9 protein-coding genes are annotated in these 19,250 nt (G+C 28.6%); 1 reads left to right on the forward strand and 8 read right to left on the reverse strand.

Annotated elements, in window-relative coordinates:
• Positions 1-5: 5 nt before the first annotated feature.
• The 8 genes from BXU01_RS21670 to BXU01_RS21705 all read right to left on the reverse strand — a co-directional run bounded on the left by BXU01_RS21670 (position 6) and on the right by BXU01_RS21705 (position 18,226).
• Complete coding sequence (locus tag BXU01_RS21670; protein ID WP_083695519.1) at positions 6-4,685, reverse strand: non-ribosomal peptide synthetase; 4,680 nt, start codon at positions 4,683-4,685, stop codon at positions 6-8.
• A 633-nt stretch (positions 4,686-5,318) separates the two neighbouring features.
• Complete coding sequence (locus BXU01_RS21675) at positions 5,319-7,259, reverse strand: alpha/beta fold hydrolase (protein ID WP_083695521.1); 1,941 nt, start codon at positions 7,257-7,259, stop codon at positions 5,319-5,321.
• A gap of 2 nt (positions 7,260-7,261) precedes the next feature.
• Positions 7,262-7,924: a 4'-phosphopantetheinyl transferase superfamily protein gene (locus BXU01_RS21680; RefSeq protein ID WP_083695622.1), complete on the reverse strand. Its 663-nt coding sequence runs from the start codon at positions 7,922-7,924 to the stop codon at positions 7,262-7,264.
• A gap of 13 nt (positions 7,925-7,937) precedes the next feature.
• Positions 7,938-12,365 carry a non-ribosomal peptide synthetase gene (locus BXU01_RS21685; protein ID WP_083695524.1) on the reverse strand — a complete coding sequence of 1,476 codons (4,428 nt, stop codon included), beginning with the start codon at positions 12,363-12,365 and terminating at the stop codon, positions 7,938-7,940.
• 18 nt (positions 12,366-12,383) lie between these two features.
• Positions 12,384-14,015, reverse strand: coding sequence for a cyclic peptide export ABC transporter (locus BXU01_RS21690; protein ID WP_083695527.1), 1,632 nt, complete (start codon positions 14,013-14,015; stop codon positions 12,384-12,386).
• A gap of 462 nt (positions 14,016-14,477) precedes the next feature.
• Positions 14,478-15,218, reverse strand: coding sequence for a thioesterase II family protein (locus tag BXU01_RS21695; RefSeq protein ID WP_083695530.1), 741 nt, complete (start codon positions 15,216-15,218; stop codon positions 14,478-14,480).
• A gap of 640 nt (positions 15,219-15,858) precedes the next feature.
• Positions 15,859-17,886 (reverse strand): ATP-binding protein, encoded by a 2,028-nt coding sequence (locus BXU01_RS21700; RefSeq protein ID WP_255373823.1) that lies wholly within the window; start codon positions 17,884-17,886, stop codon positions 15,859-15,861.
• A 106-nt stretch (positions 17,887-17,992) separates the two neighbouring features.
• Complete coding sequence (locus BXU01_RS21705) at positions 17,993-18,226, reverse strand: hypothetical protein (protein WP_083695535.1); 234 nt, start codon at positions 18,224-18,226, stop codon at positions 17,993-17,995.
• Between the two features lie 344 nt (positions 18,227-18,570).
• Between BXU01_RS21705 and BXU01_RS21710 the strand changes: the two genes are divergently transcribed.
• Positions 18,571-19,239 (forward strand): response regulator, encoded by a 669-nt coding sequence (locus tag BXU01_RS21710; RefSeq protein WP_083695538.1) that lies wholly within the window; start codon positions 18,571-18,573, stop codon positions 19,237-19,239.
• Positions 19,240-19,250 lie beyond the last annotated feature (11 nt).

The raw sequence follows: 19,250 nt of genomic DNA on the forward strand, positions 1-19,250 counted from the left end.
TTTTATTAAAAGTCCGTATCAATTATATTATTTAAACTTTTCAAAAAATTGTCGTGTTCTATCGTCTCATTTTCATCTGTTATAGAATTAATACACGCTGCTACACTATCAGCTATCTGAATGTTTCGCATTAGAAAAATAATTTCGTTAAAAAATAATTCTATCGATTCTTTATTAAAAATATCGATGTTGTAATCCAGATTGCATAACAATTCATCGCCTCTAACTAAGAAATTAAATGACAAATCGTATTTGTTTTGTTCAGTCTGTACATATAGATCTGGAAATAATTGGTTTGAAGTAAACATATGATCTACATCAAGATCTTCTAATAAAATGACTGATACATCAAAAAATGAGCTTCTCGAAGGGTTTGTGACATAACCGATGTCTTTTTTTAAACTCTCTAATGAAAAAAATGAGTTTTCAAAACTTTCAAAAATATCATCCCTTATCTTATTGAGTAAATCCAAATACATAAAATCATCCTCGATACTAATTTTTAAAGGAACTGTATTGACAAAACACCCAATTTGATTTTCCTGATCTGAAGATTCTCTTCCGGAAATAGGACAACCAATAATAATTTCTTTCTGTAAAGAGTTCTTGTACAGAGCTAAAGAAATAATAGTAAGTAAATTAGAATATAAAGTACTATTTGTCTTTTCTGAAAGGTCTTGAAGGTTTTTTAATACTGATTTTTCAATTTTACCCGAAGCAACAGCTCCGTTATAGGTTTTAATTGCAGGTCTTTTTCTGGCAAACGTTAGTTCCAATTCTGGTATAACATTACCAGATCTGAATTTTTCTTTCCAGTAATTTTGGTGTTTTTCATGCATCTTATTTTGATACATAATTGTTACATAATCTTTAAATTGCCATGCAAGATCGTCGGCAATTATTTCTTGTCCCTTACTTAATAATGTATAATAATGAAAAAGTTTTTTCTTCAGGATACTTAATGAAAGTCCGTCACAAATTATATGATGAATACTAAAATGCAGGAAGAATTTGTTCTCACTGATTTTAAATAATATACATTTAAATAACGGTCCCGCAGCTAAATCAAAACGTGTATTTTTATCCTCATCCAAATATTGTGTTATGAACTGATAAGGATCATTTTTCTGGCTGTAATCAATTTCTGTTATTTTTGAAATTGATTCTGTTTTATCATTAAGCCACTGCTGTACCCTATCCTCTTCATCTTCCTTAAAAGTCGTTCTAAATATTTCATACTCTGCTACAATAAGTTTGTAAGCTTTTTTAAAGAGTACTACATCTATATTTAATTCTTCAAAAAAAGAAAGCTGAAAAACTTTAGAATTTACATACTTATCAATCTCCCAAATGCTTTTTTGAGTTGGAGTTACTGGATAATATGGCTGACTGGAAACTTTTTTAATTTCAAAATTATTTTTGCTTCCGGCTTCTATCAGCTTAACATGTTTTATTATATCAGCACTTTTAAATAGTTTGCTTATTGCAATGTCTGCATTAAAAATTTGTCTGTATTTATTAGACAAATTGATCAATTTTAAGCTGTTACCACCTAATTCAAAAAAATTGTCATTAATTCCAATCTGGTCAACACCTAATACTTCTTTCCAGATATTTGCCAACTGCTGTTCTGTTTTGCTTCTTGGCGCGCTGTATTCTTTTTTTATAACATCTTGCTCTTTTACTTCCGGCAATCCTCTACGAAATATTTTTCCATTGGCTGTTAACGGAATAGCATCTAATTCTACAAAAAAAACAGGAACCATATATTCCGGAAGTTTCGTTGCTAAATAATCTCTCAATTCCGTCTTATTAATTGCATCTTTTTTGCTACTGGTATAATACAATACCAAAACCTTATCATCATTTATTTTTTTAGCATCTGCCACTACTTGCACAATATCGATACTGTATCCTAGTGCATGGGTTTCTATCTCTCCTAATTCAATTCGATATCCTCGTATTTTTACCTGAAAATCCTCTCTTCCTATAAACTCTATATTTCCATCCGGCAGCCATCTCACAATATCACCACTGTCATACATCTTGGTGTTTTCTGCAAATGGATTATTTATAAATTTCTGCTCAGATAACTCCTGTTTATTCAAATATCCTCTGGAAAGTCCAGAACCGGATAAGAACAGCTTTCCACTTACACCAACAGGTACCAGTGATAAATTTTCATCCAATACATAGCCTTGTGTATTGGCAACTGCCTGCCCAATTGGAAGAAATGGAGTATTTGGTTTTTCCTTTATTTTAAAAAAAGTAGACCATATTGTATTTTCAGTCGGACCATAACCATTAATAACTTCGGCCGTTTTCAGGAAAAACTCAATAAGCCTGTACGGAATAGGCTCCACCCCTATCAGCAATTTTTTAATTTGATCATAACCGCTATTGTTGAATTCATTACCAATGGTTTCTAAATGCATTGGATGTATATAGCAACTTGTAATTTTATTATTTATAATGTATTTGGCATAATCCAACGGAGACAAAATAGTTTCGTAAGTAGGAATAAATAATTTTGATCCTGTCAGGATTGCGTTAAATATTTCCAATACAGAAACATCAAAATTATAATTACATGTCAAAGATGTGTTATGCACTTCAAAACCTGGATTGTAAGTGTAAAGAAGATTTATAAAGCTTTTATTTTCAATCATTACACCTTTTGGCTGTCCGGTAGTTCCAGAAGTATACATTACATAGGCCAGGTTTTCAGCCTTAGTTATTGACGTAATATTTTCTGTCGAATAATCTTTTTTTACAGTTTCGAACATTGCTAAAAAATCATAATCTATCGTTAATTTAGCGTTTGTATCGTTTTTCATGTAAGCTATTCTTTCTTCTGGAAACAAAGGATCCACAGGCACATAAGCTGCTCCGGATTTTAATATACCTAAGATCGTCAATATTAATTTCTCGCTTCTGCCAAGTTTTATAAGTATGAGATCTTCCGGTTCAATATTATGATGATGACGCAGAAAAAAACCTAATTGATTTGCCTGTTCATTTAATTCTTTATAGGTAAGAGATATATCTTCAAAAACAATGGCAATGCTGTCCGGCGATTTTTTTACCTGTTCTTCAAAAAGATCAATTATGGTTTTGTCTGTTGGATATTCCGCATTGTTGTTATTGAATTCATACAACAACTCGTGACGCTCAGCCTGAGTTAAAATATCAATTTTATTTACTGCCGTATCAGGAAACAATAGTACTTGCTCTAGAATAGCATTTAGATGTTTCGCCGCCTTATTGGCAAAAAAGTCATCATAAATATCACTATTATAAGTAAGATCTAATAACAGTTTTCCTTCTTCTATATAAAAATTAAATAATAAATCGAACTTACTAGTCTGATCTTTAAAATCTACTTTTTTGAAAATCAGGTTATCCAAATTAGAAATACCACTATCTGATTTTGGCTGTAAAGAAATCATGATATCGAATAACGGATTTCGGCTTAAATCCGATTGAAGATTTAAATTAAAAACCAATTCATCAAATGGGTAAGATTGATATTTATAAGCTTCTAATAATTGACTACAATTGTAATTTAGTACCTCCAGAAACGTTTTTTCAGACTCGAACTTTGTTCGAAGAGCCAGTGTATTAGCATAAAATCCTATTTGATTTTCTAATTCAAAATACTCTCTGTTCGCAATCGGAGTTCCAATAGTGAAATCATTTTGCCGAGAATATTTAAATAATAAAATATCTACTAAAGATTTTATCCCCATAAACAACGTTGCTTTATTTTGGGAGCATAAATCTGAAATCTTTGATAATTTTTGCCTGTCAAATTCAAAACTTAATGTCTTTCCGTTTCCGGTTCTGTATTTAGGTCTTTTTTTATAAGAAGGGAGCTCCAGAACTGGAATTTCACCTGAGAAAACAGAAAGCCAATATTCTTTAGCTTTTATAATTTCTTCGCTTGCTCCTCTGCCCTGTTGCCAGACTGCGTAATCCTTGTATTGAATGGACAGCTTTTCTAAAGCATTTGCATCATTATCTGGACTACTATAAATTTTAAAAAAATCTTCTGCCAGAATTTCAATAGACCATCCATCACTAATAATATGATGCATAGCTATTAATAGCAAATGTTTATCTTGGGCAATCTTAATAAGGGTAACTCTTAGAAGAAAGTCTTTTGAAAGGTCAAATGATTTAGTTACAAACGATTCAATTTCTTTTTGATATAGAGTTTCTTCAAAAATTTCTTTATAATCTATTTGAAAAAACGGGATATCATCAGCATCAATAATCATTTGAACAGGATCTCCGTCGTTATTTACACGAAAAATTGTTCTCAAAGATTCATGTCTTTTTAATAGCGATTCAAAAGTTTTTTGCATCTTATGCACTGTAATATGTCCGTGAATTTCGAATAAAATAGGAATATTATAGGCTGTATTTTCAGGATTCATCTGATCAATTAGCCACAATCTTTTTTGAGCAGAAGAAAGTGGATAATAGTTGCTTAATGTCGTTTTTACAATTGATTGTACCGGAGTAAGGCTTTTTAAAAAGGAAACAAGTTCAAATTTGTTATTTTTAATTTCTTCTAAAATAACAGTCGTAACAGCTCCCTTAGGAGCCTGTATATCCAAATTATCATTGTTAAGAGTTAACTTTATATTGAGTTGGTTTAATTTTTCTAAAAATTGATTCATAAAATAAAATAGTTTATGTTCTGTAAGCTTTATTTCCGAACTTTTAAGGAGATCAAAAATTTAATTGAGTATTATTAGGGTGAATAATTGTTCAATCAAAATTCATTATATTAAGCTCAAAATCTCATCTATATTTTTTCATATCAAAATGATAAATACACACTTATTAAGTCAATAGGCCATTATTCATAAAAAATATATTAATAATGTGCTAACTTTATTAAGATCTTTCACAAAAATAGCATAGACTTCAATAAATAATTACGGACTTTTTACGTAAAATTTACGGCTTCTTATAACTCTGTTAACGTTACACTAAAATTACTGTGAATGAAGTGCTTATATATTAAATAAGATATTGCCTTTCAATTAATACATGATAAACTATAACGATATAGTAATTACGGTATATTAAAAAATGGCCTCGAAAAGAATTTTCGTTGGAAATTGTATGTTTACCAAATGTTTATATCAATTTTTTAGTAAAAACTTGTTAGATGGACGGCAATTATTTTACCAAAATACCCGTACAATTTAATTTTATTGTACTAGACTTTTTTGAAAATAGTCTATTTTATAAGAACTATAACTTCTGTTAGTGCAGAAGTTATAGTTGAATATGATGAAATTTGTTTAGGCAAAAAATCCCCAATAATAAAAATAAACACAGATTACAAATAACGAAAATAAGATTGTTCCCATAATACTTACATTCGAAAGTAGTTTAATGGTAAATGCGAAAAAAACTATGGAGATAATCGTTAGAGCTATAAATACCCACTGTATAACAAATAAAAAATTAAAACTGGCTGGCAATCCAAAAGCAAGGATGTAAAAATTATCCTGAACAGTAGTATTAATTGCAACAACAAACCCGAAAATTAAGATCAGCCCTAATAAAGAAGTGATGATAATAAGATATCTTAGAACTTTATTGTAAAGACTAACTTTTTCATTTTTAAATATCTTGTAAACAAAGACTAAAACTGAGATTAAAAGTATTGCAGCAGCAAGAAATAAAGGCAGAAAAAATAATAAGTCAAATTCATTTAAGCTATTAGCAAAATTTGAAACTCCGCCACTAACTGTAATATTGGTTATAAAACGCACTTTATCCTTGACCTCAAACTCTTTAACATTAGGCTGTTTTTTAGGATCATTTATAAAATCAGTTAAAATTTTAGAACCAATTTTGGAAAGACTTGGACAATGTCCAAAAACAGGAGCATTTACTAAAAATCCATTTTTAAATTTTTCGACTATACTCTTCCCATTAGAATTGGGCGTGATAGGATCAAATTCTCCGGAAAACACTAATACTTGTGCCTGTAAATCTGGCAATGCCGATAAATCGTTTAGAGCTTGTGATCTTTTGAGTCCTGAATTCCATTTATCACAAACAAAGAAATCTGATTTATAAAAAGACAACCCTCCTTTTAGTTTCGGATATTTTAAAGCATCTTTATTAAATTCTGAAATTGAATTATTTGGAACTGCTTCATTACAGCTCATACAATAATAAACACCATAATCAAGTCCCAAAGATCCTGCAAAAGAAGCCACAAGTGCACTTAAGGTATTACTGTTTCTTTTATCAAACTCCGTTATTAATAAAGGTAAAACCTCAATCAATTTTTTTCGATATAAGGATTGCTGAATTGCAATTTTAAAATCTTCAGCATTATAAGTAAATTTACCTGTCGGGATTATTTTTTTCTTAACATTAACTGTAAATGGCTTTTTAGTTAAATCTTCTATTATTTTAAAATAAGTATCTTCTAAATTTGGATATTGCTGGTTGCAATTTGGATCATTCTTACATTGATCAAACACTTTTTTCAGACTACTCATATAATTTGAAGTATTATGATTGTAGTACTGATAAATATCTGAAATTGAAGAATCTAAAATTAATGATTTTATATCCTGAGGAAACAAACTTGCATAAACCTGAGCTGTATAAGTTCCATAAGATAGACCATAAACGTTCCAGCTTGTGTATTTTAGTGCTATTTTTAAAGCATTTAAATCCTTTGCTATCGAAGTACTGTTATAAGTACTCAGATCAATATTTTGATTTAACAAATCTTGCCTGCAAGACATCGCAGCAATAGTTTTTTGCTGTTCATCTAATGTACTGCTTTGATTTTTTGCTAATATTTCTAAAAATTTCTCACCTAATTCCGGACAAAATTTTGGCAAGGAATTCCCCGTTCCTCTTACATCTACAAAAACAATATCGCTATTTTCTCTTAACGGGTGTTTTACCCAGTTTCCTATGCTTTCGGTACCGCCTGCTCCTGGTCCGCCTTCAATATAAATAACCGGATTTGGGTTACTGATATTTTTTGAGAAGCTTTTTAAAACTGCAACTGCAATTTTAATTGTTCTGCCTTCAGGCTTTTCCCAGTTTTCAGGAACTTTTAAATAGGACCATTCTATATTTTCTTTTTTGAGATCTTCATTACCCGGAAAGAAAGTAGTTGTTTTTTCTAACTTAGAAAAGCTATTTTGAGAAAACAAACAGTTTGGCAGCAAATACATTAATAACAATAGTCCAACTAAATTTTTCATTTTTATTCTTTGATTAAATTATGAGTTTTGATCATTTTTTTTATTAAACAAATTTCATTTGTATTTTGCTTGAGAGCGATATAACATTTATATTTTTCATCCACTGTAATCTCTTTTAAATAATAATTTTCGTTGCTGATTTTAGTATTATTGTTTATTATTTCGAATGATTTTAGAGGAATAGATAATCCATGACCGTGAGCTTTTATGACAGCTTCTTTCTGGGTCCAGTATTCAAAAAAATATGCTGTTTTATCCGCAGATAACTCGAGCTTTTGCCATTCATTCTGACTCATCTGGAATTTAAAATCATCGAATGTAATCGACGAAAATATCTCTATGTCTATTCCTATTTCGCACACATCACTTATGGCACAAATAACTATTTCACCGGAATGAGAAATATTAAAATGTACAGAATTCTCTTCAAAATAAGGTTTATCAAACTCAGTATGTTTTATCGTTTTGGCGTAACCATTTATTTTGAAAACTTCTTCAATTCCATAAAATAATAATATCCTTCCAAGAATAGATAGCTGTGCATCCTGCCATCTTCTATATTTTCTGATTTTATCTTGATAATGTTCATCAAAGCGGGGCAAATAAATTCGTAATAAATCTTCATGATTTTCCTCAGACAGATAGCAATAATATATATGAATCAAACTATTAGTTGTTTTAGAAATCAAAATCAAAAGAAATCGTCTTTTCTAATTCTGATTTTAAAGTGATTAAATCTAGTTTTATAAACGGATCATTGCTAATTTCCTCTAAAAGACTACAAAATTTTGAAGCAATAATATCGATAGTACTTTGCTCAAATAAGTCACTGTTATAATCTATAATTCCTTTCAGTTTGTTATCGTTTTCAAAACAGTTTATTACAATCGGCATTCTGCTAAATTTGTGTTCAATGGCGTAAGAAGTAAGTTTAAAATCAGTAAAATCATTAATGCTGTCAAAAGAAAATTCCGGATTTTGATATACCAGCATTAAGTCAAAAACGGATAATTTCATTTGATCAGCTGCACCTAATCCATAATGATCAATTTCTAATAAATCTCTTTGAGTGTTCTTTAAAAGATCACTAAAAATCTGACCTGGGAGTATTTGTGTTCTTAAGATTGCTGTTTGTGCAAACATTCCGATAAGATCAGTCAGCGCCGGAACATTTCTTCCTGAACTCACTGTTCCGATACAAATATCCCTGTGTCTTGAAAATTTGTAAATCAAAACATTTAAAGCAGTAACTAAAAATGTATATAATGTTACTTGCTGTGCAAGAGCTAGTTCTTTTAAAACTAAAGTTAAATCTGCTGTTAACTCAAACGAATGTTGACTTAAGGCATGTTGATTCTGCTGCTTTTCAAAATCCTTGTCAAAAGAATCTTTGATACTATAATTGTGAAGATAATTGTTCCAGAATAATTTATTTTCTGATGAATTACTTTCTATTTCCCTATTAAGCCACTCTGAATAATCCTTAAACTGAAAATTTGATTTTTTTTCTGCGGCTATTTTCTCTGTATTATTTTCGTTATAATAGGTAATAAATTCTTTTATAAAAATCTCTAATGACAATCCGTCCATAATGATATGATGAACAGAAAAGAGTATTATAAATTCTTCTTCATCTAATTGCAATAGTTTAACACGTAACAACAGATCCTTTTCAAGATCAAATTCAGTACTAATAAATGTATCTATATATTGTTTTATTTCTTGTCTTTCTATTTTAGCCAGTGAAATTTCAAATTTTTCTTTCTCAAAATCATTAATTTTCTGATAAGGAATTCCGTCAATTTCAATAAAATTAGTTCTTAAAATCTCATGCTTATCAATTATATTATTTATTGATTTTCTAATTTTATCTAGATTTAATGCTCCTTCTATATTGTAGGCGGCAGACATATTATAAGCAATGGAATATTTTTTTTGCTGCGACGCTAGCCATATATTATACTGTGACGGAGTTAACGTATAAAATTCTTTTAACTCTGCTGATGGAATCGTGATAAGCTTACCTGGTTTTAATTCTGATAAATGACCGCCTAATGCCTCAATTGTTGGATAATCAAATATTGTCTTTAATGTGATGGTAAGAGAAAGATTTTTACTAATCAGACCTATTAATTTTACTGCATTTAAAGAGTGTCCTCCTAAAGAAAAGAAATTATTAGTTATACTAAGCGGCGTATTAATATTTAAAACTTCTTTCCAAAACTCAGATATCTTTTTCTCCAGATGCGAAACAGGAGCTTTAAAATCATCTTGGTTTATATTTTGCTCAATATCTCTCTGAGTCAAGGATTTTCTGTCTATTTTTTGATTTGGCGTAAGCGGGAATTCTTTTACCGGAATTACTGCCATGGGAATCATATAGTAGGGAAGATGTTTTTTTAATTCTGAAATAACATATTCAGTATTAATTTTCTTTTTATGCTCTAAAACATAAGCAACCAAAAAAGCTTCCTGCTGCTCCTTTTTTTTAGCAATTACTACAGCATCAACAATCTCTTCTATTTGGTTTAATTGAAACTCTATATCACCTAATTCAATTCTGTATCCTCTTATTTTAACCTGGTTATCATTTCTTCCTAAAAATTCAATTTCTCCTAGTTCATTCCATTTGCCAACGTCTCCTGTTTCATAAAACAATTGATCATTAAACGGATTATTGACAAACTTTTCTGCAGTCAGTTTACTGTTTTGATAATATCCTTTTGCTAAACCATCACCACCAATATAAATAGCACCAATTGATCCTACCGGTTTGGGATTTAAAAACTTATCGACAATGTAAAATTGTGTATTGTTTATAGGTTTGCCAATATTTCCAGATTCTTTAGCGCTATTTATTTTTTTTGAACTTGACCATATAGTTGTTTCTGTTGGTCCGTACATATTCCATAATTCTAAAGAATGGCTCAATAACTTTTCAGCTAGTGCTTCACTTAAAAGATCACCACCACACAAAACTTTTAATTGTTTATCTCCGTACCAGCCTGCATTAAACAACATTTGATAAAAACTTGGTGTTGCCTGAACTACTGTTGGTTTTAGATCTGTTAATTTTTCAATTATTAACTCCGGGTCAGATAGGACTTTTTGGTTCGCTATATATACTGCAGCTCCCGAAATTAACGGAACAAAAAACTCTAAAATAGAGATATCGAAAGAATAAGTGGTAACTGAAAATAACAAATCCCGCGAATTTATACCAGGTTTGTTTTGTATGCTTATCAAAAAATTAAGCAAGGACTTATGGCTAATTTCAACCCCCTTGGGATTTCCTGTTGATCCGGATGTATAAATAATATAGGCTGTATCTTGTGAAGAAATTGCCTTAAGTTTATTTACATCCGTATCTTTGATTTTATCCAGAATTGTATCCAGATCTACTACATTTTTTCCTTCAATTTCGTAATCCTTTTTCTTAATTATGATGTTCGCCTTACTATTATCGACAATATAACTTAAGCGCTCCTTCGGAAAAAAAGGATCTAATGGTATATAAGACCTGCCGGATTTCATTATTCCAATTAAAACAGCCACCATAAGTGCGGAGCGATCTAAAAGAACTGCTACCGCAGATTTATCATCTGTTCCATAATCAATAATAAGAATTTCGGCAATCTGATTTGATAATTTATCAAGTTGCGAGTAAGAATAGGAATTGATATCATCAAATAAAGCCAGTTTTTCAGGAAATGTCGCAGTGTGTTCCTTAAAGAGATCTAAAAAAGTGCTGTTTTTTGAATATTCTACCTTTGTCTCATTAAAATCTAAAACTACCTTTTTTCGCTCTTCTTGCGTGAGGTAGTTTAAATCTTTTATTTTTTTATCTGAGTTTATTAAAACATCATGCAACAAACATTCAAAATGATTTGCAAACTGATCAATCTTTACTTCATCAAAATAATTAAGATTATAATCAAAGTCAATTATAACATCTTCCAGATCATCAAACTCTCTAATGTAAACTGCTAATGCAACACGTTCTGATTCATGACTTAACGGAATTACATTAGTAATTGTATTATGGAAATGACTCGAATAATTTTGCTTTTCGTAAGAAAGTGTCAGATTAAAAATTCTTTCTTTTTCTCCATACGAATTAATATGCTGAATTAGTTTACCTAAAGGCAGTCTTTGATGACGATAATCTTTTTTTAGCTCATTTTTTATTTCAACAATTAAATCATGAAAAGTGGTTTCGAAATCTATTGCTATTCTTAATGGAGAAACCCCCATAAAAAGACCAACCGTTTTTTTATACACAGATTTACCTCTGTTTAATACCGGTAAACCAATAGTTATATCATTTTTTTCATAATTTCTTGCAAAATAAGTGTATAGAATACCTAATATTAAATGGAATGAAGAACACTTATAGTCTAATGCTAAATGATTAAGTTCGTTATAAACCTCTCTTTTAATAATTATTTTTTTTCGACTGCTTTTATTTATTTGAACACCATCATCTAATTTATCTAATAGATTTTCCGGTAAGGTTTTAAATTTTTGTTTCCAATAATTTAAATCTTCTGTAAATGATGGTGAATTTTTATAGTTATAATCATCTTCTGCAAAATGAGTATAGGTAAAAGGATACAAGGTTTGAACACTTCCGAAATCAGTAATTTCATTATAATTTTGAACCAGCCTTTGAAACATCAAAGAAGTTCCCCAGCCATCTGTTATTATATGGTGATAGACAGAAAATAAGTAATGAAAATCTTCCTGCACTTTTACCAACGTAAAATTATATAAGGGACTTTCATTAAATAAATCAAAAGATGTCTTAAACTGCTTTTGCATGTAAAAGACAGCTTCTTCAACAGGTTTTTCAGAATGTGAAAAATCAACAAATCCCAATTTAGAAATTTGTCCTTCAGTAATTTTTGCTGATACTTCCTCATCATTTTTCACGAGAACAGTTCTGTAAGCATCATGCTGATCAATTAATGCCGTAAATGCATTATTAAATATTTCATTATTTATAACCCCTCTAATCTCAATTTTTGCACCAATATTATAAATTGGTTCATTAGGATGTAGGATCTGATCAAAATAAATATCTTGTTGAGGTAATGTAAGTTTCATAAAAACTTTTATTTTATTTTAGTTCCACAATGTATCGTGAACCATTGTATCAGTTACCTTTTTATCCATAATAATCTGACCGTAATCAAATTTGATGATTCTGTCGGCATATTTAAAATAAGCGTCGTCATGAGTAACTGCTATAATTGTCTTACCTTCTTCTTTTAGCCTTGGCAACAGATTTTCGTAAAAATATTTACGGAAATGAGGGTCCTGGTCTGCCGCCCATTCATCTAAAACTAAGAGTGGTTTATTTTCTAAGAGTGATAAAATTAAAGACATTCTTTTTCCTTGTCCTTTTGAAAAAGCTCTTCTCGCAGATTCTTCTTTGTCATCGATAACGACATTATCCAGTTCCATAATCTCCAATAATTCTTTGTAGTCCCTATTTCCTTCAAGACCATAATTATCGTAATTATGAGAAAAAATGTGATTATCTGTAAATACGGCTGCAATTAAATTTTTTACAACATCGCTTTGAGTGACGTTATTTTTATCATTTAGTAATAATTTACCTGAAGATGGTGTATATAAACCCGTTAAAATATTAATAAAAGTACTTTTTCCACTTCCGTTTCCGCCTATAATAAATATTGTTTCACCCTGTGCAATGGACAAATTTATTGGACCAATCCCAAAATTCTTGCTTCCTTCATTACTTCCGTAATCAAAATGAATATCATTAAAACTTAAAGACTGAAATTCATTACCTGCTAAACTAACTTCTTTATCAGTTGCTCCAATAGAATCAAAATCGCTTAAAAATTTCTTAATTCTTCTGTTTGCAACCATTAATCTGGTGTAGATATTTTGTAAATTTATAAGATTGTTAATTGGTCCTGAAATGAATAACAAAATCACTACATAAGAAGTAACACTTTCGCGATTTAGAATTCCTAATATTGGCAATAAAAAAAGAATAGAACCAATAACAAGGTACAAACCGTACTGACTTATTAGATTGATAGATAAAAAAACAAAATTTACATTAAAGTCTAATTGTTTTGCACTTTCTCTATTAGGAGATAAATGTTTATTCATTAAATTAAATCTTCTTTCTGCACTAAGTTTAAAACCTTTAAAACCTTTAACAACATCATTTACATATTTGAAATAATCTTCATTATGTTTTCTAAGTCTGGCCACTTTTTCTGACATCGTATTCATTACAAAAAAATAAATAACGGCTATTAAGATTATTAATACAACGACAACTAAAGCTGATGTTACAGACAGAGTAAACAAATACGCCATACAAAGCAGTAATGTTAATATAGAATTAATGGAATGTGTAAGTACTTCAGGAAAATTTGAAAAAACCCTTAAATCTTCTATCGCAGTATAAAATCGCTGCATGCCCAGTTTTTCAAAAGTAAGAAGAGGCGCTTTTAATACTTTATCGAATATTCTTTTTTCATTTTCATACAAAATATAAAACGAAAACTTATTAAGTCTTTTTTGAAAAATTATATTCAGCAAATAGGTATAAATAATAAGAGCTACAAATACTAATCCAGTGTAATCAGTTATAAACTCTTTTCCCTGTGAAAGCGATTTGTTGATTATATAAACAATTACAAAGCTTAGAAGGGTATTTGGAATTGCATACAGAACAAGGTGAAAAATATTTTTAATCGAAATTTTAAACATGGTGTACAGATAAAATTAAATTTGTATTCAGGTTAAAAAAATAGTGTTATTGTTTCAAAAAAATGGCAGGTTGTCACATTGCTTTTTTTTCTTACTCCCACAAAAAAGGAAGTTTTTTTAGCTGGTTTTATACCACTTTTAAATTACTGATTGAGACAAAAATAATATTACTATCTATTTAATAATTACGGGCTTTTTATGTAAAAATTACGGATTTCTTCTAAACAGCACGATTTCTGCTTCTATTATAAAAACCATATACGAACAATTAAAATCAGAACATTAAAAGCAAAAACCAGTTACAAAAGATAGCTCTTGCAACTGGTTTATACCTATATTCAACTATATACAATTTCTATTTTTTAAAAATGTACAAGCTTTTTAATTTAACTAAATCTTATCTTCCTTTTTTGGATTATAATATACCATCCTATTTAATTTATCAACATAATAATCTGAACTTCAGCTATCAGAGTGATTGTGTTTTTGAAGAAACGGCTGTGAATACTGCATTATAATATTCACTAATTTATCAACATGCTGGTATATAAAAAAATGATCTCCTGAAAGTACTTCTGATGTAAAATCATTTTTGGTGTAATGTTTCCAATTTTCTATCTCAACAGATGTCTTTTCTTTATCTCCCATAATCGCATGAATTGGACTATTGATCTTTATTTCTTTTTCATAATGTCTCTGCTTCTCCAATATTTCAAAATCTGACCTGAGAATTGGGCTAAAAAAATCAAATAACTCTTTGTTCTCCAACACTTGTTCTGAGATTCCGTTCAATTTTCGAAGTTCATTTTTAAAATCTACATCAGAAAGCAAATACCTGTCAACCACTATCTCATTACCATTATCGTCTTTTTCTACGATACAAGGTCCCGCATTACCTGTTACAATTATCTGAAACGGAGGATCATTATCCTCTTCCATTTTATGTGTAACAGAAAGTCCTAAGGTTGCCCCCATACTATGACCGTATATAATATAAGGCTTACTGTTTCTAAGCTTCTTTATTTGAGCAACATAGTCAGCTATAGCACCTGCTTTATTTGATACAAAATCACTGTTCAGTCTTTTTCCTCGACCTGGAAGTTCTAAAGAATGAATATCAATTCCTGAATTTCGAAGTTCTATTTTTAAAAACTCAAATGAGTAAAAACCTCCTCCTGCAAAAGGCAGCAAAAATAACTGCATAAAATTTATTTTTAATTAATTATATATTTGTTTCGATAATTATCGAGCTAAGTACTTCTTTATAAAACATTTGATAATAGAAATATCAAAAATTGGTATACTTATAAGGTTAAACATAATTATTTCGTCATGTTTGAATTTAGTCAGCACGTTTTCAGTTTCTTATATCATACCAAGAAGTTTATTCTATTTTCTTGGAATTTTTAAAATATCTGCTTTTTCTAAAAGATCATAATTATTATACTCTTTAATTAAAAAAATAGCCTTATGTTAATCTTTGAAGATTACTTGATTATTTAACTTATTGTTTTGGACACAAAAAAGTATTAAAACAGTAAGTCTTTAAGCTTTTTCTTTTATTCTAAAGTAGCATGCCAATGGATGTAATAGATAGAAATAATTCTTTTTAATAAATTTATACATCAAAAATATTAGTAGAATGAATTAATTTATTACGGAGTTTTTGTATAAAATTTACGGAGTTTTTAAATCAATAATGTTCAAAATAGTTCTTCTTAGCATTCGCACTGAAGATTAATAATTAAATAATTCCCAACAAAATTTTAGAAAAAATACTAATTTAAAGAATAGTGTCTTTAAGTATTAATAGTTTTTTGTCTAAAAATAAAATTTATTCAGTTTACATTCTAAACATATAAATATCATCAAATATAACTTCAATTATCGTTCCCAAACCTTTTGCAGATTTAATATTAAAATTACCTTTTAAATGATTTACTCTCTCATTTATATTTTGCAATCCAATTCCTGTATTATTTTTTTTAGCATCAAAGCCATCTCCATCATCAGCAATAATAAGTTTTAATTGATTATCAATAATGATCAATTCTATAGAGCAATTTGCTGCATTTGAATATTTTATTACATTAAAACTTGCTTCTTGAATTATGCGATATATATTAATCTTAAAAATATTCTGAATACTTGTCCAATCAAAAATTCCTTTACTTATATACTCAAAATGAGTATTGCTTAATGTACTTTGGCTCTCAATTAAATTTAACAATAATAAATCAAAATCATTATTGTCTAAAAAATAATCCTTTGTTAAGTCATGGGATATAGTCCTTATCTCATTTTCTATATTTTGTAATTCAGAGATATATTCTTTTCTTTTTTCAATTATTTGCTCGTCTATTTTAGAATTAAAAAAACCTAAATTCATCCTCACAGCATATATTTTATTCATTACACCATCATGTAATTCTTTTGATATTCTGGATTTTTCACTATCCTTTGCTCTGCTAATTTTTTCATTTTGTTCCATTAATAAAAAATATATCTCTTCATTAGCCTTTTGCTGATTGATCAAAAACTGAAGCTCTTTGTTTTTATATTTTAAATATCTTAAAACAAATATCACAACTAATAATAGAATTAATCCAAATGAAATAATCAAAATATAAAAGTTTTTTTTAGTCAAAATTTTATTCTCGTTCTCAATTCTTGAAGTTTCATATTCAATTCTTGCATATTTCTGATGGGCATTTTTTTGGACAATGTTAATGCTATCGCTCAAACTAATGTACTCATTTGCATAACACAAGCTGTTTTTTTTATCTATACCTGATAGCAATTTTAATGATATTAAAACTTCATTACTATTTTTAATTTGAATAGCCAGCTGATTCGCTTGTTTAAGAATTCTAATTGCACTGAACGTATCTTTTTGCGTTAAGAAATATTCTCCAATATGAATTTTTTTATATAAAATATCTGATTCGTCACCACTATTTTTTAAAATTTCTAATGACTTTGAAAACATTGCATAAACATTATCATACTCTTTGTTTTTCATCTTAGAGTAAGCAAGATTACTTAGAACATTGGCATATAATCTAGGCCATTTTTTTTCTAAGTCTTTAGAAAGCAAACCTTGTAATTTTACGATGGAATTTGAATATTCTCCTTTTAAATCATAAAGGTTACAAATATTAATTATTGAAGCTACATTATAATTATTTACTTCATCTTTATCAATATTATCAAGTTTCATTTTTTCTAAATTATTTAAAGCCATCTGGTGATACCATAATGCCTTATCATAATTCACCAATTTCTCAAGACAATTCCCCATTAAGGCATTACAAGAATAAAGTAATCGCTGATCTTTAGAATCTTTTAAGAATTTTAATGCTTTAGAAATTTCAACTTCACATTCTATATAATTTCCATCATAAAATAAAACGCAGGCTTTATTAAATAACATCTTTGCCGTATTATCGTAATCTGATAATTTATAATAAACTTTCTCTGCCTGTAAATAATAAAAATAGGCACTGTCTTTTTTTACATTTCCATAACTATCTCCAATATAGTAAAGTGCCTTCGCAATTCCTTCTTTGTCATCAACCTCATTTGATAACCTGAAAACCTCTAAACTAGCATTTAAAGATTTTTTCAAATTATTATTATAATAATATTCTGTAGATAATTTAAAATATAAATTTCTAATGACAGAATCATTTTTTTGAATCTTCAATAAATCAAATATAGAATCTAAATACTTTTCCTTTTTTTCCCCCTCTAAATTCTTATCCTCAATTGAAATAATTGTTTTAATGTTAGAATTATTGAACTTAGCTTTCTTGCATGAAAAAATCATCATCACAAGAAGTAAAAATATTATTTTAAAACGTGTCGTCAAAAGTTGTAGTATTATTTTACAATTTCAAATATAGCGTTTTGAAATAAAAAGACTATAAAATTTAAAAATAAATGAAATAGTCTTTTTTAAAATAATAAAAATCAAATCAATCTGTTCTAATTGGCCTTACGATAACTGGATCTCCTTCTGCCCCATAAGTTATCTCAGGATCAATATTTATATTAATAGTGTCTTTGAGCTTAGTATTAACATCATTTAGAATTTCTATTTTTAAATTATTACTGGTAGATTTAGTCTCTAGCGAGTCATCATCTACAGAGCATGAGGAGAAACAAAAGGAAAAAAATACACATGCGGCAATATAAAATCTTGTTTTCATATAGTTAATTAGTTTAATATCATTTATACAAAAAAAAGACTACAATTTATATTGACATTACGGTATATCCGTAAAATTTAATTTACATTAAAAAATTTAAAAAGAAAATTAAGCAGACAGAAAGTTTTATTTTAACAAGAAATAATCTTAATTTATAGAATTTTAGCATAAAACTAAAATATAAAAAAACATTTTAATTAAAAAAATATAGTAAAAAACCTATAAAAATAAATTTTAATCTAAATTAATGTTAAAATTAACAACAAACCTTACATTTTTACGGCATCCCGTAAGAGACATATATAATTATTAACTAATATTGAGAGAAATTTAAATTATAATTTATGAGCTATAATATTTTGATTGTAGATGATCATCCTATGACAGTTGATGGATATATAAATCTCCTAACTAATATCAATTATAATGACAAGAGACCTAATTTTTTAAAAAGCTATAATTGTGAAGATGCTCATTACAAAATAAGTCGACAATTAAAACAAAACCTAAAAATTGATCTTGCTCTCTTAGATATCAATCTTCCGCCTTACAAAGAATTAAACATCGAGAGCGGTACTGATCTTGCTATGCTTCTTAGAAGAAAAAACCCAACTTGTAAAATAATTTTACTTACAATGCATAGCGAGCCATTGACAGTAGATAAAATTATTAAAGAAATAAATCCTGAAGGCTTTATTGCTAAAAGTGATATTAATTTTGAACTATTTCCCGTAATATGCAAAAAAATTATGGATGATGAAATATACCGCAGCCCAACAATAATACAATCTCAAAGAGATTTATTTAAAAAGAATATCAATTGGGATAATCATGACAATAAAATATTAACATTAATATGTCAGGGTGTCAAAACTGTTAACCTTCCAAACTATATACCTCTATCTATGAGCGCAATAGAAAAGAGAAAAGCAAACATAAAAGGGCAACTATTAATGGGAAAAGGCAGCGATAGAGATTTAATTGGAAAGGCAAAAAAACTTGGTCTATTGTAATTACTCTAAAA

Origin of the sequence: [Flexibacter] sp. ATCC 35103 (genome assembly GCF_001975985.1) — a bacterium.
Taxonomy (GTDB): Bacteria; Bacteroidota; Bacteroidia; order Flavobacteriales; family Flavobacteriaceae; genus Flavobacterium.

Bases quoted from the DNA above. Each gene is read 5' to 3' on its own strand.
- BXU01_RS21670 (WP_083695519.1), bottom strand. From the start codon at position 4,685: ATGAATCAATTTTTAGAAAAATTAAACCAACTCAATATAAAGTTAACT.
- BXU01_RS21710 (WP_083695538.1), top strand. From the start codon at position 18,571: ATGAGCTATAATATTTTGATTGTAGATGATCATCCTATGACAGTTGAT.
- BXU01_RS21705 (WP_083695535.1), bottom strand. From the start codon at position 18,226: ATGAAAACAAGATTTTATATTGCCGCATGTGTATTTTTTTCCTTTTGT.
- BXU01_RS21695 (WP_083695530.1), bottom strand. From the start codon at position 15,218: ATGCAGTTATTTTTGCTGCCTTTTGCAGGAGGAGGTTTTTACTCATTT.
- BXU01_RS21675 (WP_083695521.1), bottom strand. From the start codon at position 7,259: ATGAAAAATTTAGTTGGACTATTGTTATTAATGTATTTGCTGCCAAAC.
- BXU01_RS21685 (WP_083695524.1), bottom strand. From the start codon at position 12,365: ATGAAACTTACATTACCTCAACAAGATATTTATTTTGATCAGATCCTA.
- BXU01_RS21690 (WP_083695527.1), bottom strand. From the start codon at position 14,015: ATGTTTAAAATTTCGATTAAAAATATTTTTCACCTTGTTCTGTATGCA.